Below are 17,360 nucleotides of genomic sequence, written 5' to 3' on the forward strand. Positions count from 1 at the left end.
ACGTCGCAGCCCGGTGCCGCGCCCGGCGTGCCGCTCGGCCCGCAGGCGGGCGCGGCGGCGCCCGGCGTCCCGCAGGCGGTTCGGCCAACCATTCCGCCCGGCACATCGCCGGTGCCAGGCTTGTTGCCGCCGCCTTCGCAGCAGACCCCGGCGCCCCAGACGGAAACGCCGCCGGCCGCGACGACACCGCCGGCTGAACCCGCCGCGCCGACTGCGCCCGCGCCGGCGCCGGTCGCGGCCGCAGGGCCTGCGCAGCTCATCGTGACGCCCCCCGGAACAGAGTTCCGCGTGGGCGGCGGCCCCTATACCGTGCCGATCTCGATCAACGGCGTCTCGCGCCTTTCGACGATCGCCCTGACGCTCACGTTCAACCCGGCCGTGGTCCGCCCGCGCACCGTGCAGGAAGGCTCGTTCATGCGGCAGGGGGGCGCGAGCCCCGCCTTCACGCCGCGCACCGACCCGGGCGCCGACCGCGTGGACATCGTCATTGCCCGCACCAGCGATGCGACCGGCGCGTCAGGCTCCGGCCTGCTGGCGGCGGTGCTGTTCGACGCGGTGGCGGCCGGCAACGTGACGTTCACGCTGAGCGGCACGGCCACGACGCCGGAAGGAAATGTGATCCCGGTGAGCGTCTCGCCCGTCACCGTCACGGTGCGATGATGAAGTCCTCGGGTTATACGTTCGTCGAGCTGCTGGTCGTGACGGCGCTCCTGCTCGTGATCGCGTCCGCGGCGCTGCCGCTCGCGCGCGTCACCGTGCAGCGCCAGCGCGAAGGGGAGCTTCGGCGCGCGCTGCGCGACGTACGTACGGCGATCGACAAGTTCAAGGACGCGGTGGACGCCGGCGCGATCGCGACCATCGACGTGGGCGGCGGAAGCGAAGGGTATCCCAAGGACCTCGACGTCCTCGTCGAGGGAGTCCGCCCCGCCAACGACGCCAGCGGGCGCAAGCTGAAGTTCCTGCGCCGCATCCCCCTCGATCCGATGACCGGCAGGGCGGAGTGGGGCAGGCGCGCCTACCAGGACGATGCCGGCTCGACCTCCTGGGGGGGCCAGAACGTGTACGACGTCTACTCGCTGTCGGAGGGCACCGCGCTCGACGGCACGAAGTACAGAGACTGGTAATGCTCAGATTTCGTACGGACGGCGGCTGGACGCTCATCGAGCTGCTCGTGGTCATCGCGCTGATCACGATCCTGGCGGGCGTCGGCGTGGCGAACTACCGCAACTCGGTCACCTCCTCGCGCGAGGCGGTGCTCAAGACGGATCTCTTCCGCATGCGCGACGCCATCGACCAGTACTACGCCGACAAGGCGAAGTATCCCGCCTCGCTCGAGGCCCTCGTCAGCGAAGGCTACCTGCGCAAGATCCCCGAAGATCCGATCACGCGCTCGGCAGACACGTGGCAGACAATCCCGGCCGAGCCCGATCCGGCCAACCCCTCCGCGGAGCCGGGCATCTACGACGTGAAGAGCGGGGCGGAAGGGACGGCGCTCGACGGGACGGCGTACTCTGACTGGTGAATGTGGTGATTCGGTAATTTGGTAATCTCAGCCGGCGAGCGGGGAGCGGAAGAACGAGGAGACTTCGCCGCCGAGCGGGCCGAGCAGCGGAGACACGATCGCGTCGTCGCCGGCCGCCTGCTGCACGAGCCTGAACATCTCTCCTCCCAACGAGAAGACCTCGACGCGTTCTGATTCCGGATCGGCGATCCAGTATTCGCGCACGCCGTAGCGCGCGAACATCCGCATCTTCCGCCCGCGATCGTTCGACGCCGTGCCCGGCGAGATCACCTCGATGGCGAGATCCGGCGCCACGCGGGTGACGCGCCTGTTCGAGAGCAGCGGGAGCCGCTCCGGCTCGAAATACAACAGGTCCGGCTGGACGACGTCGTACTCGGAGAAGGCGACGTCGAGCGGCGCCAGCAGCGTCAGCCCGCTTCGCGTGCGCGGATGATGACGCAGCCAGTCCTCGATGTTCATCGCGACAATCTGGTGCAGGGGCAGCGGAGACGGGACCACGAACACCTCGCCGTCATACAGTTCGTAACGGCGGCCGTCCTCCGGCTGCTGGCACAAGTCGCTGTAACTCACCCTGGGCCGCACAACCCTTTCCACGAGCGCCATTGTAACGTCGTCTGTAGCGAAATGCATGCCCGGCTGTTTCCCTGCGATTGGCGGGGTAGTGCGTGAGGCCTGTGGAAGAAAGTGCGATGCGAACGGCGCCGCGGGGCGGCAGTTTCTGCCGCCCCGCGAAGCGTTCGCGCCTAGATGGAGACGACGACGGTGGTACTGTTCTGACCTGACGGCCCGCTCGATTGAACAGCGGTAACTGTGACCGTAAAAGTGCCCGCCGCACCGTAGGTATGGCTCGTCTGATTTCCGGTCGTCGTCTTCGTTGTGCCGTCACCGAAATCCCATTCGTACCGCAGGATCGTGGACGTCGCACCGCTGACCGTTGCGGTGAAGTTGACCTGCTGGCCAACCTGGGGAGTCGTGTCGGATACTGCGAGGAGCACACCGGGTGGCTGCTGCGGCAGCACGCTCACGCCGCTCGCTACCGTCTCTGTGTTGCCACTAGCATCGAAGGCGGTCACCGTGATGGTGTAATCGCCGTCGTTGGTATACCGATGCGGCACAGTGACGCTACCACTGATTGCGCCCAAATCCTGAACGCTGCCATCGCCCCAGTTCACACGGACGTTCTGCACGTTCGCATTCGCCCCAACAGCGATCGTGTAATTGGCCGAAATTCCCGCGGTCGGCGGCGTTGCTGGCGGTGTGATGGTGACGTTGACGCGCGGGTTCAGCCGGACCGTCATCTCAGCTTTCACATCTCCCGTCACCGTCGCCGTGACCTTCGTCTCGCGGCTGGTTGTCAGCGATGTTGTCGCCACACCGGACGCATCGGTGAGGACAGTCGAATTGGAGAGCGTGCCGTTGTCCGCGGTGAACGTGACCGGGACGCCCGCGAGGTTGGTGCCGTTCACGTCGACGACGCGCGCGGAGATCTGCGCGGTGCCCCCCGCGGAGCTCAACGTCTGTGGCGTCGAGCTGAGGAACACCGTCTTTGCCGCCGCCGCGCCCACATTCAGCTTCAGCTCGTTCGAGGCCGCGCCGCCGGAGAACGCACGCACGGTCGCGACGCCCGACGCGCCGCCGGCGAACAGCCGGACCGTCACCTGCCCGTTGTGCGTGCGCGCCTCCTGAGGCTCAATCCGCCCCAGCGTCGTCGTAAACGTGAGGACCGTGCCGTTGTGCACCGGTGTGCCCTGCGCCGCGGTGGCGCCGGCGCTCGTGGACGTTCCCGTGCCGGTACCCGTGCCCGTGCCCGTGCCCGTCGAGGGGGCCGAGCCCGCCTCAATCGCGATCGCGGTGATCTCGATCGAGCCGTCGATCGGCAGCACCGTGTTGTTCGCAAAGAGCGTGATCACCGTGCCGGTCGGCGCGACCAGCGGCATCTTGTCGCAGGCCGAAGCGGCCAACGCCGCGGCGCCGAAGACAAGCACCAACGACGCGCGCCGAAGGGGTCGTGTTAGCATGGTGGCAGCTAAAGATAGTAATCTCATGCACTTACGGGGTCAAGAACTGTCGCGTGCCGCACGTCGCACCCGGCACGTCGCACGTGGCACGTGGCACGTCGCACGTGAAGGGGGCTACGCCATGGCGGCCCTCTTGACGATGCTGGCCGTCATGTCGGTTCTGCTGTCGGCCGTGCTGCCCGTCTGGCAGCATCAGATGCGCCGTGAACGGGAAGCGGAACTCGTCTTCCGCGGCGAGCAGTACGTCCGCGCGATCGGCCTGTTCAACCGGAAGTTCCAGAGCTTCCCGCCGAACGTGGACGTGCTGGTGCAGCAGAAATTCCTCCGCAAGAAGTACAAGGACCCCATCACCGGCAAGGACTTCCGTCCGGTTTACGCCGGACAGGTCGCCCAGGCGCAGCAGCAGGCCATCCAGCAGCAGCCTGGCCGCACGCAGTTGGGTCAGCAGCCGGCGAGCTCGCCGATGGGCGGCCTGATGGGGGTCGCAAGCCAGAGCGAGGAGACCTCCATCCGCATCTACAAGGGGCGCAGCAAGTACAGCCAGTGGCCGTTCATCTTCGCCCAGGCTGCGTCGGGCCCCGGTGGTCCCGCAGGCCGGCCGCGGCCTGGCGGCACCGGTGGGCCTGGCGGTGCCGGCGATCGGGTGCGGCCAGGCGAAGGGCCTGGCGGGCCCGACCAGCGCGGCCCTCGCAGGCCGTTTCGCCCCGGCGGGCAGCGTCCCCCCGGCGGAAGTTAAGACGTCATCGAGCGGCCGATGGCTCGGCGCCCGGCGTCAGTTCGCCCATCCGCTTCTGGCCAGGTTGCGCGAGACGGCAATGCCGGACACGATGGCGAGGAGGAACGACCAGGCCACGTTGAACCCGCTACCGAAGAAGACCTCGCCCAGGCCGTAGAGAACGCTGTACACCATCACGATTCCCATCATCCAGTTGATGATGTTCGGCGCAATCGGATCCGGCGACACGATGCCCGTCCGCCGTGACACGGCGCCCCAGCCCGGGCCGGCGGGCGTGACCCGCCGGTAGAACGCATCCAGCACGGGCTCCGGTTCCGGGGCGGTCAGGAACGTGGCGGCAAGCCAGACGATCGTCGTGACGCCCACCGTCACGAGCAGCGTCTGCGCGAATCCCAGCGGCGAGCTGTCGAACACCTGCAGCGAGGTCAGCGCGAGCGACACGACGAGCGCGGCCGTCATCGCGGCGATCTCGGACCACGCGTTCACGCGCCACCAGTACCAGCGCAGGATGTACACAAGCCCGGTACCGGCGCCGATGGTGAGCAGCAGCTCCCATCCCTGCGTGATGCGGTTCATGAAATAGGTCACGACGAGCGAGAGCAGCACGGTGACCAGCGTCGCCATGCGCGAGACGAACACGAAGTGCTTCTCGGTGCCGTCCTGCCGCACGAAGCGTCGATAGAAATCGTTGACCAGGTAGCTCGCGCCCCAGTTCATCTGGGTGGCGATCGTGCTCATGTAGGCGGCGGCGAACGACGCGAGCAGGAGGCCGCGGAAGCCCACCGGCAGGAAATCCGTCATGACCTTGATGTAGCCGAAGGCGGGATCGGCCTGGCCTGTCTCGGGATTCACGGCGCCGTCCGGGTAGAGCGCCACCGAGCAGAGCGCGACGAGGATCCAGGGCCACGGGCGCAGGGCGTAGTGCGCGACGTTGAACCAGAGCGTCGCCAGCAGGCCGTGACGCTCGTTGCGCGTGGAGAAGATCCGCTGCGCGACGTACCCGCCGCCGCCCGGCTCGGCACCGGGGTACCACGACGCCCACCAGTTCACGCAGAGATACACGGCGAGCGTCAGGAGCGGCAGCATCCAGACGGCGCTGCCATCGGGGAAGAGGCTCACCGCCGCGCCACCGAACGGCTCGCTGCTGCCCGCGGGCGTGACGGCCGCCAGCTTCGTCTGCAGCGCGTCGAGTCCGCCCACCGCACGAATGCCGAACCAGGCCAGCGCGATCGATCCGGTCATCGCGATCACGAACTGGATCGCGTCGGTGACGACGACGCCCCAGAGACCGGAGAGGATGGAGTAGAGGAACGTGATCCCGAGGCAGAAGGTGAGGGCCTCCCACTTGCCGATGCCGAGCGTGCCGCTCAGGATCTTCGCCATCCCGAGGTTCACCCAGCCCATGATGATCAGGTTGACGCCGAGGCCCAGATAGACGGCCCGGAAGCCGCGCAGAAACGCGGCGGGCCGGCCGGAGTAGCGCAGCTCGACGAACTCGACGTCGGTCATGACCTCCGCCCGCCGCCAGAGGCGCGCGAAGAAGAAGACGGTCAGCATGCCGCTCGGCAGCATGGCCCACCACAGCCAGTTGCCCGCGACGCCGTTTCTCGCCACCATCTCGGTGACCGCGAGCGGCGTGTCCGCGGCAAAGGTTGTCGCGACCATCGACGTGCCCGCCAGCCACCACGGCAGGTCGCGGCCGGAGAGGAAGTACTCGCTGATGTTGCTGCCCGCCCGCCGCGCGTAGTACAAGCCGACGGCGAGGGAGAGGAGGAAGTAGAGGGCAACAACGGACCAATCGAGTGCAGAGAGTGTCATCGGGAGGACGGCTCCGAGGGCAGAGTCTATACCAACGCGTGGGACACGACGTGCGAGGTGGATCTTGCAGATCCGCCGCGGGATCGGGCGCGCGAAGTGCCGGCGGGTGCGAGCGGGCCTTGGGCTTCGGCCGGCACTTCGCGCGCGACATCATGCCGGATGTGCGCGCCGGGGCGCGCTGAAAAGAGCCGCCCGCAGTTCGCGCGACACCCGCGCGCCTGCCAGCCACTCAGGAGCCCAGGATGCCGGAGAGGACCGCGTCGTGGATTTTCCCGCGCAGCTCCTTGAGCCGGTTGTTCTCGCGCGTCGGGTGGACGCGATTGGTGAGCAGCACGATGTAGAGATCCTGCTCCGGGTCGATCCACAGCGACGTGCCGGTGAATCCGGTGTGGCCGATCGCGCGCGCGGAGAGCTTCGTGCCGCATGACGAGGTGGGGAGCATCGTGTCCCACCCGAGCGCGCGCGAGCTGTCCGGCACATCGATCGTCCTGCGTGCGAACAGCTCCATCGTCGTCCGGCGGGCGAGCGCCGTGTCGCGGCGGAACGCCTCGAGGACCGTACGGGCGAAGGTTCCGACGGCCGCGGCAGTGCCGAACAGGCCGGCGTGGCCGGCCGCGCCGCCGAGCGCCCAGCAATTCTCGTCGTGCACCTCGCCCGCGAGCAGCCGTCCGCGCCAGGGATCCACCTCGGTCGGGGCCGTGCGCGGCCGAAGCGCCGCGGGCGGGTTGAAGCCGATCGGGCCGGTCGCGATCGCGCGCGCGAGTTCATCAAAGCAGCTTGCCAGGCTGCGGCCGAACAGATCCTCGAGGATGAAGCCGAGCAGCATGAACCCCAGGTCGCTGTAGATCGACCGCGTGCGCGGCGCGTACTCCAGCGGCAGCGCGCAGATGGCGCGCTCGAACTCCGCGCGCCCGCTGTAGTCGCGGAAGAAAGGCAGGTAAGCCGTGAGGCCGGACGAGTGGGCCAGCAGATCCCGAATGGTCACGTCGTCTCGATCGGTGCCGCGCCAGTGGGGCAGGTATCCGCGCACCGGATCGCCCAGGCGGAGTTGTCCCCGGTCCACGGCACGCATCACGAGGGGGGCGGTTGCGAGCACCTTGGTGAGCGATGCGAGATCGAAGAAGGTGTCGTCGGCCGTGGCGGGCGCCTCGGCGTCGTACGTGAGGCGACCGAAGGGGGCGCGCCAGAGGGTACCCGTCGCGCGGCCCACCTCAGCGACGGCCGCGGGGGTCACGCCTGACGCCACGGCGCCAGCGATCAGCCCCGCCGCGTGATCGAAGCGGTTCACGGCTCTGGCGCGCCGGAGGGCGCCGCCGACGGCACCGTCAGGCTGGCCAGCACGCCGACCGCGAACGTCGTGGTGGCGCCCACGAGCACGTACCACTGCCAGCTCACCGCCGTGAACAGCTTCAGCCACAACATCACGCCCGCCCCGACCAGGATGCCGGCGAACGCCGCCGTCTGGCCCACGCGCCGCGTGAGTGTGCCGAGCAGGAATACCCCGAGGATGATGCCGTTGGTGAACGACGCGATCCCGAGCACTTCATCGACGACGCGCGACGAGAGCGAAATCGCCGCGATCGCCACCACGATCTGCAGCACGCCCCAGACGAGCGTGGCGATTCGCGACACCCGCAAGTAGTGCGCGTCGCTGCGGCGGCCGCCGGTTGCGGGGATATAGAAGTCGGCCAGCGCGGCGGCCGACGAGGAATTCAGCGACGAAGACAGCGTCGACATGGCCGCCGCGAAAATCGCCGCGAGGACGAGTCCCACGGCGCCGGTCGGCAGGTGGTGCACGATGAACGTCGGAAAGATGCGGTCGCTCTGGATGCGCCCCTCGCGCATGAAGGCCGCGGCTTCCTGGGGTGCGTAGCCGGAGTAGTAGACGTAGAGCATCGCGCCGATCAGCAGGAACAGCGCGAACTGCGCGAAGACCGCCACGCCGCTCCACAGCAGGGCTTTGCGCGCGTCCCCCGCCGACTTCGCGCAGAAGTACCGCTGCACCATGAGCTGGTCGGTGCCATGCGTGGCCGTGGTCAGGAACGCGCCGCCGACGACCCCCGACCAGAACGTGTAGCCGCGCGTGAGGTCGAACGTGAAGTCGAACACCCGGAGCCTGCCGCCGGAGGTCGCCGTTGCGGTGATCTCGGCCCAGCCGCCCGGGATCCGCAGGATGAGGATGTACGCGGCCAGGAACGCGCCGACCAGGTACACGACGAGCTGGATGACGTCGGTCCAGATCACCGCGGTCATGCCGCCGTGGTACGTGTAGATGATCGTGGCGATCCCCATGATGAGGACCGACGCGACGAGAATCGCGTGCGTCGAATAGCCCGACAGCGCCGGCGTGGCGCCGAGCAGCGCCGCCAGCACGAGCCCGGTCGCGAAGAGACGGAAGCCGTCGGCAAGCGTCCGCGTAGCCAGGAACACCGACGAGGCGAGGCGTTTCACCGGCGTGCCGAAGCGGGTCCCGAGCAGCTGGTACACGGTGATGATCTCGCCGCGGAAGTACGCGGGGATGAACAGCAGGCTCACCGCGAGCCGGCCGATCATGTAGCCCATCACCAGCTGCAGGAAGGTGAAGTTCGTCGTGTAGGCGTAGCCGGGAACGCTGATGAAGGTGACGGTGCTCGTCTCGGTGGCGACGATCGATCCCATGATCGCCCACCACGGCACGGCGCCGCCGCTGACGAAGTAGTCGCGGACGTCGCGATGCGATTTCGAGAACCACGACCCGAACGCGACGATCCCCGCGAGGTAGGCCGCGAGGACGGCGAAGTCGATCCAGCTCACGGGCTCAGCGCGCCCCGCCGGCGGCAGCCGCCCCGCTCAAGTGGAAGGCCGTGCGCGCGATCTCGTCCAGGTAGTCGGGGCGGGCCTGCGCGGGACCCGTGAGGCTGTCGTAGGAGAAGAGCACGAGGCCCGACGCGCCGGCCCTGCGCGCCAGCGCGATGTGCTCGAGGGTCTGCGCCGGGCTCAGGCGCCACGCGCCGATGCCCGCCCAGACGCTCCGCGATCCGGCCACCGCGCGCGCCCCCGCGATCTGCTGCGCGAAGGTCGCCGCATCCGTCGTGTAGGCCATCGGGCACACGGCATCGAGGATGCCGGACTCGAGCCACGTGCGCCAGTCCTGCAGGCGATCACTGTAGGCCTCGGCCACGTCGGGCACCACCGCGGCCGTGACGACGGCCGACGGGCGGGAGCGCTTGACGGCGCTCCGCAGGCGCATGGCGAGAGAACTCAGGCGCGTCCGCCGGAACTGCGACCATTCGGCGGGCAGCCCGTCCGGGTACGCAAACGGGTCGATCTCGGCGCGGCGATCGAGCGCCGCGCGTGCCGCCGGCGCGAGCGACGGCGCGACCTCCTCGCGGAACGCCGCGACCGCGTAGCGGCTGTAGTCGAACTCGTCGTTCGGATACCGCAGGTAATCCAGGTGCACGCCGTCCACGTCGTAGCGCGCCGCGAGCTCCGCCACGACCGATTCCGTGTAGGTGGCCGCCTCGGGCACCATGGGGGACAGGTACAGTCCCTCGACGCGGCCGTTCACCGTCCGCGTCCACCGCGACAGCTTGCCCGAGTACGCCGGACTGTGCCCGTCAATGGCGGCCAGCTCCTGGACGATCGCCCGCGGCACCATCAACCAGTCCGGGTGCCGGTAAACGACGTGCCCGCGGTCGTCGGGCAGATCCGCCGCGCTGGCGACGAGGTTGACGTTGACCCAGGCGTGCACGCGCAGGCCGGCGGCGCGCGCGGCGTCGATCACCTTCGCGAGCGGGTCGAATGCCGCGGGTTGCCCCGCCAGGTCGCTCGCGCGCGGATCGATTGCCGACGAGTAAAACGCCTCGCCGCGGCCGCGCACCTGGACGAACAGCGTGTTGAACCCGCTCGCGCGCGCCGTGCGGACGAGGCTGGTGATTGAGGAAGCCGAGGTGAGCGACGAGCGAAGCACCCACAGGCCGCGCACTTCGAGAGGCTCGGTGCGCGGGGCGGGGAGATCGTCACCTTTCAGCGGGATTGCGCAGAGCAGCGCCAGCGCGGCCGCGGCCGCGGGGACTGCGAGGCGCGGCCATCGCAGCCGCGCCATTGAAATCGACATAAAGTGGCCAAAATTAACAGGTTAAGGCTCAGCCTGTCAATCCTCGGCCGGCCGTGAGCGAGTGGTGTCATAGGCCGATTTGCAGTAGGCTGTGGCCGCACGAACAGTTCACGGCACAAAGGAGAGTCGGAATGCGAGTCTGCTTGCGGTTGCTTACGGCGTTGGCGCTGTCGGTAGCCCTGGTCGGCGGCGCGGCGACGCCGGTCGCGGCGCAGGAAACAACCGGCACGATCACCGGCGTGGTCACCGATGAGACCGGCGCGGTGCTGCCGGGGGTGGCGGTGGTGGTCAAGAACGTCGAGACCGGACGCACGTGGGATTTGGTCAGCACAGAAACCGGCACCTATGCGGCTCCGCTTCTTCCTGTTGGCACGTACGAAGTCAGCGCGGAGCTGAGCGGCTTCCGCAAGACGGTTCGGAGCGGCATCGAGCTTCACGTCAACGACCGCCTCAGAATTGACGTCACGCTGCGGGCCGGAAACGTCGCCGAGACGGTGGAAGTGGTGGCTGAAACCCCCATCGTCAAGACGGAGAGCTCCGAGGTCAGCACGCTCATCAACAACACCCAGGTCATGCAGATGCCGCTGAACGGTCGGAACCTCGTTCAGCTCGTGGCGATGCAGCCGGGTGTTTCGACCACCCTGGGCAGCCAGATGTTCGTGGGGCTGGGGAATCTGACGAGCGTGTTCGTGAACGGGAACCGCGCCAGCCAGAACAACTGGATGATCGACGGGGCCGACAACAACGACGTCGGGTCCAACCTCGCGCTGATCAACTACGTCAGCGTCGACTCGGTGAGCGAGGTGAAGATCCTCCGCTCGAACTACAGCGCCGAGTTCGGGCGCAGCGGCGGTGGCCAGGTGAACGTCGTGACGAAGTCGGGCACGAACGAGCTGCATGGCTCGGTGTACGAGTTCTACCGCGACGACAAATTTGACGCGATCAATTATTTCAGCACGCTCGATTTCGATCGCGACGGTCAGCGTGATCCGGCGCCCCTGCAGTACCACAACTACGGCGGCACGATCGGCGGGCCAGTCATGAAGAACAGGCTGTTCTTCTTCTGGGGCCAGGAGTTCAGGAACATTGAGCAGGTCCGCGGTGGCGGCGTCGCCAACACCCGCGTCGCGACCGCCCGCCAGCGCAGTGGTGATTTCTCCGAGTTTTCCACGGTCATCGTGGACCCAACCACGGGGCTCCCGTTTCCAAACAACCAGATTCCGGCCAGCCGGATCGATCCGTTCGCGAAGGCGTTGCTCGACCGGTTCCCGACTCCGAACGCGGATCCGGCCGTGCTCGGCGGCAATCGCAATTTCAGCGCCGCGACGCCCCAGGTGCGCGACTTCCGCGAGGAGCTCGTTCGCGTCGATTACCAGTTTTCGCCGAACCACCTCGTGTATGGGCGGTTCATCCACGACTCGATCCCGTCCGAAGAACCGTTCGGCGAGATCTTCGGCAGCTTCAACGCGGCCTTTCCCGGCATCGCCAACACCAAGACGAACAACCCCGGCCGCAGCTTCGTCGGCACGTGGAACTGGATCGTCGGGCCGAACCTCCTGAACGAGGCGTCGTACAACTATAGCCGCGGCGCGATCGTCAGCGAGATCACGTCGAACCTGTCGAAGCGCGATGTCTCGATCCCGAAGGTGTTCACCGGCGCTCCGGGCGACGCGGTCCTGCCAGGCGTGAGCTTCGGGAGCGGGGGCTATGGAGGCTGGAACTTCTTCGGCCCATACGACAACACGTACGGCTCGCACCGGATCAAGGACACGCTGACGCTCATGGTCGGCGATCACTCGATCAAGGGCGGCGTGCTCCTCTCGTGGGAGTTCAAGAACGAGAACGCGGCCAGCGGGACCAACGGGGCCTTCGTGTTTCCGGGCACTTCTTCGGCCGCCTTCCGATCGACCGGAGACGCCTTTGCGGACTTCCTGCTCGGCCGCGCGTCCTCGTACAGCGAGACGAACATCGATATCGCCTCGCACCTGCGCTTCCAGATGTACGAAGCGTTCCTCCAGGACGACTGGAAAGTGCGGCCGAATCTGGCGCTCAACCTGGGTGTCCGCTGGTCCGCGATCGTGCAGCCGTATGACACGGAAGACCTGTTGACCAACTTCGATCCGGCCGCATTCGACCCGTCGAAGGCATACCAGATCAGCTCCGCCAACGTCCGCGTCCCCGGCACGGGGGACCCGCTGAACGGCATCATTGTCGCGGGACAGAACTCCCCCTACGGGCGTCGCGTAACGGAGACGCGGTGGTTCAACTTCGGCCCGCGGGCCGGCTTCGCCTGGGATCCGCGCGGTGACGGCTCGACGGCAATTCGCGGCGGGTACGGCATGTACTTCGACCGGACCCTCGTCGGGATTGCGCTGCAGAATGCCTTCGTCAATCCGCCGTTCGCCTCGAGCGCGGTGTTCAGCGCGACGGGCGGTTCAGGGCCGACGCTGCAGAGCCCGACGGCTGGCGCGCAGCGGAACAACGAGGTGATCATTCCGAACCTGATCGCGATGAGCCCCGACTTCAAGATCCCGACCACGCACCAGTGGAGCATCGGGATGCAGCGCGAGCTGCCGTACAGGTTCAATCTCGACATCGCGTACGTCGGCAGCGCCGGGCGCAACTTGCTGCGCGCGTACGACGTCAATCAGACGCCTCCGGGGACGACTGGCGCGAGCAACGCTGCGCGGCCGTACCGCGGATGGGGCAACATCACGCTGAGGGCGACCGACGCCACCTCCATCTACAATTCGTTGCAGGTGGCGGTGCAGCGGCGCTGGCAGCAGGGGCTCCAGATCAACGTGAACTACACGTTGTCGAAGGCCGAGTCTGACTCGTCATCAGACCGGTCTGACCTCGTGCAGGACATTAGCAACCTGGATGCGGAGCGGGCGGTGACGAATTACGACCGCACGCATATCTTCGGCGCCAATTACGTGTACGCGTTGCCGTTCTTCAACGATCGCTCCGACCGGGTGAAATACAACCTGCTGGGGGGGTGGGAGATCAGCGGCGCGACACAGCTGGCGAGCGGCACTCCGTTGACGATCACGACGTCGGCGAATACCTCGAACTCGTTCGGCAACGTCACCCGCCGTCCGGACCTTATCGGCGAGCCTGAGGGGCCGAAGACCGTCGAACAGTGGTTCAACACGGCCGCCTTTGCTAACGCGGCGCCGAACACGTTCGGAAACGCGCCGCGCAGCGTCGTGCGCGGGCCGTGGAGGCACTGGACGGACCTCGCGCTCTTCAAGAACTTCGTCGTCACCGACCGTGTGAGGATGCAGTTCAGGCTCGAGGCGTTCAACGTGTTCAACGAAACCAACTTCACCGGCGTGGGGACGGTTCTCGGGACACCTACGTTCGGGCGGCTGACGTCGGCGGGCGATCCCCGCATGATTCAGATGGGCGTCAAGCTGACGTTCTAGACAGGCTTCAGGCGTCAGGCTTCGGGAGATTCTTCCCGAACCCTGGCGCCTGCCTTCTGTCTTCTGACTCCTGACCTTGCCATGCACGTCATCGGCATAGACGCTGGCGGCACGAAGACCGTGTGCCAGCTCGCGGACGACCACGGGCGCCTCGTCACCGAAACGCGGGGGCCGGGCGCCAACCTCCAGGCGGCCGGCGAGCTCCAGGTCGAAAAGGTCCTTCACGAGGTCATGGAGCGCGCGCTCGAGACGGTCGCGCGCCGCGCCATGCCGGCGGCGATCTGCCTCGGCATGGCGGGCGTCGATCGCGAGGACGATTCGCGCGTGGTCTGGAGCATCATGCGGCGGATCGGCTACAAGGCGCGGCTCGTCGTCGTCAACGACGCGTTGATTGCGCTGCAGGCCGGCACCGGCGAGGGCCCCGGCATCGTCGTGATTTCCGGGACGGGATCGATCGCGTACGGCCGCAACGTCGAAGGGCAGGCGGCGCGCGCCGGCGGCTGGGGCTACGTCCTCGGCGACGAGGGCAGCGGATACTGGATCGGCCGCGCGGCGATTCGTGCCGTGCTCCGCGAGCAGGATCGACGCGGAGCCCATACGCTGCTCACCGACCTGCTGCTCAAGCACTTCGAGGTCAGGCGGCCGCAGGACCTGCTGCACGCCGTCTACTACCGCGGCGTGAAGCCGCCCGAGATCGCGGCGCTCGCGCCCTACGTCCAGCACGCGTTCGAGCGGGGCGACGAGGTGGCGGCCGGGATCATGGACGGCACGGCGCGCGAGCTCGCCGGCTACGTGATCTCGGTGGCACGGCGGCTCCACATGGTGGACGAGGCGTTCACGCTCCTGTTGTCGGGCGGCATCTTCCGCGGGCTGCACTGGCTCGTGAGCGAACTGCCGGCGCGCGTTCGCGACGACGCGCCGAACGTCACCGCGCGTCAGCTCGATCGCGAGCCTGCCGAAGGGGCGGTCCGGCTCGCGCTGGCCGAGGCGAAGGGGGGCGCGAGGATTCCCGCCTACATTCATGACTAGAGGTCAGAGGTCAGAGGTGAGAGGCCAGGTTTCAGGGATCGGGACGATCGTGGCCGCTGCATGAAGATCTCCGTCTATCCCTCCGAGAGAGCCGCGGCGGCGGCCGTCGCGCGGCAGATCGCGTCGCGGATTGCCGGGAAGCCCGATGCGACGCTCGGGCTCCCGACCGGGCGCACCCCGGTTCCCCTCTATCGGCAGCTGGTCGCGCTCTTCAAGGCCGGCGAAGTCGATTTCGCCCGCGTCACCACCTTCAATCTCGACGAGTTCTACGGCATCGCCGGCGACCATCCCGGCTCGTACCGGCAGTTCATGCGCGAGCACCTGTTCGGGCACATCAACGTGCCGCCGGACCGCATGAACTTCCTCGATGGGCTCGCGGACAACGCCGAAGCGGAGTGCGCTCGGTACGAGCGCGCGATCGCCGCATCCGGCGGCATCGATCTGGTGCTGCTCGGGATCGGGACCAATGGCCACGTGGGGTTCAACGAGCCGGCGCGGGAGCTGCACGCGCGGACGCACCGCGTGGCGCTGCACCAGTCCACGCGTCGCGCGAACGCAACGCTGTTCGGGCACGACGTGGAGGCCGTGCCACGCTCCGCGCTGTCGATGGGGATGGCGACGATCCTGAACGCGCGGGACCTCACGCTCCTCGCGATGGGCAAGAGCAAGGCGGGGTGCATCGAACGGGTGGTGAACGGGCCGATCACGACGCGGGTGCCCGCGTCATTCCTGCAGCTTCACCCGCGCGTGGAGCTGGTCCTGGACGAAGGGGCGGCGTCCAGGTTGAGCAGCTGACGCAGCCGCGGCTCGATGTCCTCGCCGATCGCGTCGCGGATCGACTGGTCCGCCTTGCGCAGCCGCTTCAGGGCTTCGCTGTACGACACGGCGCCCTTCTGCATGACAATCGCGACCTTGACGTTCCAGCGCGAGCGGCGCAGCAGCCTGTCGGCTTCGTCGTACTCGAGCCCGGTGACGATCATGATGATGCGCCGCGCGCGGTCCTTCAGCTTCTCGGACCCGGTGCGCACGTCCACCATCAGGTTGCCATAGGTCTTGCCCACCTTCACCATCGAGATGGTGGTCAGCATGTTGAGGACCATCTTCGTGGCGGTGCCCGCCTTGAGGCGGGTCGAGCCGGCGATGATCTCGGGGCCGACCGCCGGGGCGATCAGCAGGTCGACGAAGGTCTTCAGCTCGGAACCCGGCCAGCAGGTGACGAAGATGATCTTCGCGCCCGCCTTGCGCGCGCGCGTGAGCGCGCCGCGCACGAAGGGGGTCACGCCGCTCGCCGACACGCCGATGACCACGTCCTTCTTGCCCATGCGCAGCCGCGCGATCGCACGCGACCCTTCCTCGTAGTTGTCCTCGACGCCTTCCTTGGCCTGGAACACCGCCGGCTGCCCGCCGGCCATGATGGCCTGGACCAGATCGGCCGACGTCCCGAAGGTGGGAGGCATCTCCGCCGCCTCGACGACGCCGAGGCGCCCCGACGTGCCGGCGCCGACAAACACGAGGCGCCCACCCTTGCGCAGCGCCTTGGTGATGATCTCGATCCCGTGGGCGATCGCCTCTTTTTCCTTCTGCACGGCCGCCACGACCCGGCGGTCCTCGTTGACGACGAGGTCGATGATGTCAGGGACGGGTGTCTTGTCGAGCGCGAGGGTGTTCGGGTTGATCGCTTCGGTTGGCAGGTACTGCCACTTCGATTGGCTGGGCATCGGGGCTAACGAAACGGAACAGGCGGAGTACACTACTCCTCGGGGCGGGGGGTGTCAATGCGCGCGCGTGGAGCACAGCCGCCAATGTCCGATCCGATCGACGCGTATCTCGACCACCTGCGCGTGTCGCGGCGGCTCGCCGGGAACACGCTGGAGAGCTACGCGCGCGACCTGGCGATGCTGGCCCGCTTCGCGCACGAGACCGGGCGCGCGCCCGCCTCGCTCGGACGGCAGGATCTCGAGGCGTTCGTCCGCGGCCTGCTGACCGGCGGCCTGGCGCCGCGATCGGTGGCGCGTGCCGTGGCGTGCGTGCGGGGGTTCTACAAGTTCCTCGTCCTCGACCGGCTGATCGCCGTGGATCCGGCCGCCGACCTCACGGGACCCCGCGCGTGGGCCGCGCTCCCGCGGTACCTCACTGCCGAGGAAGTGGACCGCCTGATCGCGCAGCCGGACGTGGCCGAGCCGCGGGGATTGCGCGACCGCGCGCTGATCGAAGTGCTGTACGCGACCGGGCTGCGCGTGTCCGAGCTCGTCGCGCTGCGCGTGCCGGATCTCCATCTCGACGCCGGGTACCTCACCTGCACGGGCAAAGGCAGCAAGCAGCGCGTCGTCCCGCTGGGAGACGAGGCGGTATCATGGGTGAGGCGCTATGTCGCTGAAGGGCGGCCGGTGCTGCTCCGGCAGAAGCCCGCCCCCTGGCTGTTCGCCAACGCGCGCGGCGGTCGGCTCACGCGCGTCGGGTTCTGGAAGATCCTCAAGGCCTACGGCCGCGGCGCGGGCGTCAGCCGCGACCTGAGCCCGCACGTGCTGCGGCATTCCTTTGCGACGCACCTGCTCGCGCGCGGCGCCGACCTGCGCGCGATTCAGATGATGCTGGGCCACGCCGATCTGTCCACGACGCAGATCTACACGCACGTCCTCGAAGAGCGGCTGCGGGCCGTCTACGAAAAGTTTCACCCGCGCGCCTGAATTTGCTACAGTGAACTGTTTGTTTT

General features: G+C 67.9%; 15 protein-coding genes. 8 read left to right on the forward strand and 7 right to left on the reverse strand.

Features of this window, described 5'->3' with window-relative positions; translation table 11 throughout:
• The 3 genes from HYU53_18035 to HYU53_18045 form a co-directional block, all read left to right on the forward strand.
• A partial coding sequence (locus HYU53_18035) for a hypothetical protein (GenBank protein ID MBI2223092.1) occupies positions 1 to 660 on the forward strand: 660 nt, incomplete at its 5' end.
• A complete protein-coding gene (locus tag HYU53_18040; protein ID MBI2223093.1) occupies positions 657 to 1,124 on the forward strand; it encodes a prepilin-type N-terminal cleavage/methylation domain-containing protein in 468 nt (155 codons plus the stop codon). The genes HYU53_18035 and HYU53_18040, both read left to right, overlap by 4 nt.
• Positions 1,124 to 1,522, forward strand: a complete 399-nt coding sequence (locus HYU53_18045; protein ID MBI2223094.1) for a prepilin-type N-terminal cleavage/methylation domain-containing protein — start codon at positions 1,124 to 1,126, stop codon at positions 1,520 to 1,522. The genes HYU53_18040 and HYU53_18045 overlap by 1 nt, the downstream gene beginning before the upstream one ends.
• 27 nt (positions 1,523 to 1,549) lie before the next feature.
• Here the strand turns inward: HYU53_18045 and HYU53_18050 are convergent, their stop codons facing one another.
• Entirely contained in the window at positions 1,550 to 2,092 is a 543-nt protein-coding gene (locus HYU53_18050) for a Uma2 family endonuclease (GenBank protein MBI2223095.1), read from the reverse strand.
• 173 nt (positions 2,093 to 2,265) lie between these two features.
• On the reverse strand, positions 2,266 to 3,540 hold the full coding sequence (locus HYU53_18055) for a PKD domain-containing protein (protein MBI2223096.1): 1,275 nt from the start codon (positions 3,538 to 3,540) through the stop codon (positions 2,266 to 2,268).
• A gap of 121 nt (positions 3,541 to 3,661) precedes the next feature.
• Between HYU53_18055 and HYU53_18060 the strand changes: the two genes are divergently transcribed.
• The gene (locus HYU53_18060; GenBank protein MBI2223097.1) at positions 3,662 to 4,276 is read left to right on the forward strand and encodes a hypothetical protein; all 615 of its coding nucleotides are present in this window, start codon (positions 3,662 to 3,664) and stop codon (positions 4,274 to 4,276) included.
• 36 nt (positions 4,277 to 4,312) lie between these two features.
• Here the strand turns inward: HYU53_18060 and HYU53_18065 are convergent, their stop codons facing one another.
• The 4 genes from HYU53_18065 to HYU53_18080 form a co-directional block, all read right to left on the reverse strand.
• Positions 4,313 to 6,094 carry a Na+:solute symporter gene (locus tag HYU53_18065; protein MBI2223098.1) on the reverse strand — a complete coding sequence of 594 codons (1,782 nt, stop codon included), beginning with the start codon at positions 6,092 to 6,094 and terminating at the stop codon, positions 4,313 to 4,315.
• A gap of 229 nt (positions 6,095 to 6,323) precedes the next feature.
• Entirely contained in the window at positions 6,324 to 7,382 is a 1,059-nt protein-coding gene (locus HYU53_18070) for a beta-lactamase family protein (protein MBI2223099.1), read from the reverse strand.
• The gene (locus tag HYU53_18075) at positions 7,379 to 8,887 is read right to left on the reverse strand and encodes a sodium/solute symporter (protein ID MBI2223100.1); all 1,509 of its coding nucleotides are present in this window, start codon (positions 8,885 to 8,887) and stop codon (positions 7,379 to 7,381) included. Before HYU53_18075 ends, HYU53_18070 begins: the two co-directional genes overlap by 4 nt.
• Positions 8,888 to 8,891: 4 nt before the next feature.
• The gene (locus HYU53_18080) at positions 8,892 to 10,190 is read right to left on the reverse strand and encodes a family 10 glycosylhydrolase (GenBank protein MBI2223101.1); all 1,299 of its coding nucleotides are present in this window, start codon (positions 10,188 to 10,190) and stop codon (positions 8,892 to 8,894) included.
• 131 nt (positions 10,191 to 10,321) lie between these two features.
• Here HYU53_18080 and HYU53_18085 point away from each other — a divergent pair, with 131 nt between their 5' ends.
• The 3 genes from HYU53_18085 to nagB all read left to right on the forward strand — a co-directional run bounded on the left by HYU53_18085 (position 10,322) and on the right by nagB (position 15,442).
• Positions 10,322 to 13,618 (forward strand): TonB-dependent receptor, encoded by a 3,297-nt coding sequence (locus HYU53_18085; protein ID MBI2223102.1) that lies wholly within the window; start codon positions 10,322 to 10,324, stop codon positions 13,616 to 13,618.
• Between the two features lie 81 nt (positions 13,619 to 13,699).
• Positions 13,700 to 14,647 (forward strand): ATPase, encoded by a 948-nt coding sequence (locus HYU53_18090; protein MBI2223103.1) that lies wholly within the window; start codon positions 13,700 to 13,702, stop codon positions 14,645 to 14,647.
• A gap of 60 nt (positions 14,648 to 14,707) precedes the next feature.
• A complete protein-coding gene (gene nagB / locus HYU53_18095; protein MBI2223104.1) occupies positions 14,708 to 15,442 on the forward strand; it encodes a glucosamine-6-phosphate deaminase in 735 nt (244 codons plus the stop codon).
• Here the strand turns inward: nagB and murQ are convergent.
• Positions 15,385 to 16,365: an N-acetylmuramic acid 6-phosphate etherase gene (gene murQ / locus HYU53_18100; GenBank protein MBI2223105.1), complete on the reverse strand. Its 981-nt coding sequence runs from the start codon at positions 16,363 to 16,365 to the stop codon at positions 15,385 to 15,387. The genes nagB and murQ overlap by 58 nt on opposite strands.
• A gap of 84 nt (positions 16,366 to 16,449) precedes the next feature.
• On the opposite strand from murQ, the gene xerD reads away from it, so the two are divergent.
• Complete coding sequence (gene xerD, locus HYU53_18105) at positions 16,450 to 17,334, forward strand: site-specific tyrosine recombinase XerD (protein MBI2223106.1); 885 nt, start codon at positions 16,450 to 16,452, stop codon at positions 17,332 to 17,334.
• Positions 17,335 to 17,360: the final 26 nt, after the last annotated feature.

The organism is Acidobacteriota bacterium (assembly GCA_016184105.1).
Lineage (GTDB): Bacteria > Acidobacteriota > Vicinamibacteria > Vicinamibacterales > 2-12-FULL-66-21 > JACPDI01.

Bases quoted from the DNA above. Each gene is read 5' to 3' on its own strand.
- xerD (MBI2223106.1), top strand. From the start codon at position 16,450: ATGTCCGATCCGATCGACGCGTATCTCGACCACCTGCGCGTGTCGCGG.
- HYU53_18040 (MBI2223093.1), top strand. From the start codon at position 657: ATGATGAAGTCCTCGGGTTATACGTTCGTCGAGCTGCTGGTCGTGACG.
- murQ (MBI2223105.1), bottom strand. From the start codon at position 16,365: ATGCCCAGCCAATCGAAGTGGCAGTACCTGCCAACCGAAGCGATCAAC.
- HYU53_18090 (MBI2223103.1), top strand. From the start codon at position 13,700: ATGCACGTCATCGGCATAGACGCTGGCGGCACGAAGACCGTGTGCCAG.
- HYU53_18085 (MBI2223102.1), top strand. From the start codon at position 10,322: ATGCGAGTCTGCTTGCGGTTGCTTACGGCGTTGGCGCTGTCGGTAGCC.
- HYU53_18060 (MBI2223097.1), top strand. From the start codon at position 3,662: ATGGCGGCCCTCTTGACGATGCTGGCCGTCATGTCGGTTCTGCTGTCG.
- HYU53_18065 (MBI2223098.1), bottom strand. From the start codon at position 6,094: ATGACACTCTCTGCACTCGATTGGTCCGTTGTTGCCCTCTACTTCCTC.
- HYU53_18045 (MBI2223094.1), top strand. From the start codon at position 1,124: ATGCTCAGATTTCGTACGGACGGCGGCTGGACGCTCATCGAGCTGCTC.
- HYU53_18055 (MBI2223096.1), bottom strand. From the start codon at position 3,540: ATGCTAACACGACCCCTTCGGCGCGCGTCGTTGGTGCTTGTCTTCGGC.
- HYU53_18080 (MBI2223101.1), bottom strand. From the start codon at position 10,190: ATGTCGATTTCAATGGCGCGGCTGCGATGGCCGCGCCTCGCAGTCCCC.
- nagB (MBI2223104.1), top strand. From the start codon at position 14,708: ATGAAGATCTCCGTCTATCCCTCCGAGAGAGCCGCGGCGGCGGCCGTC.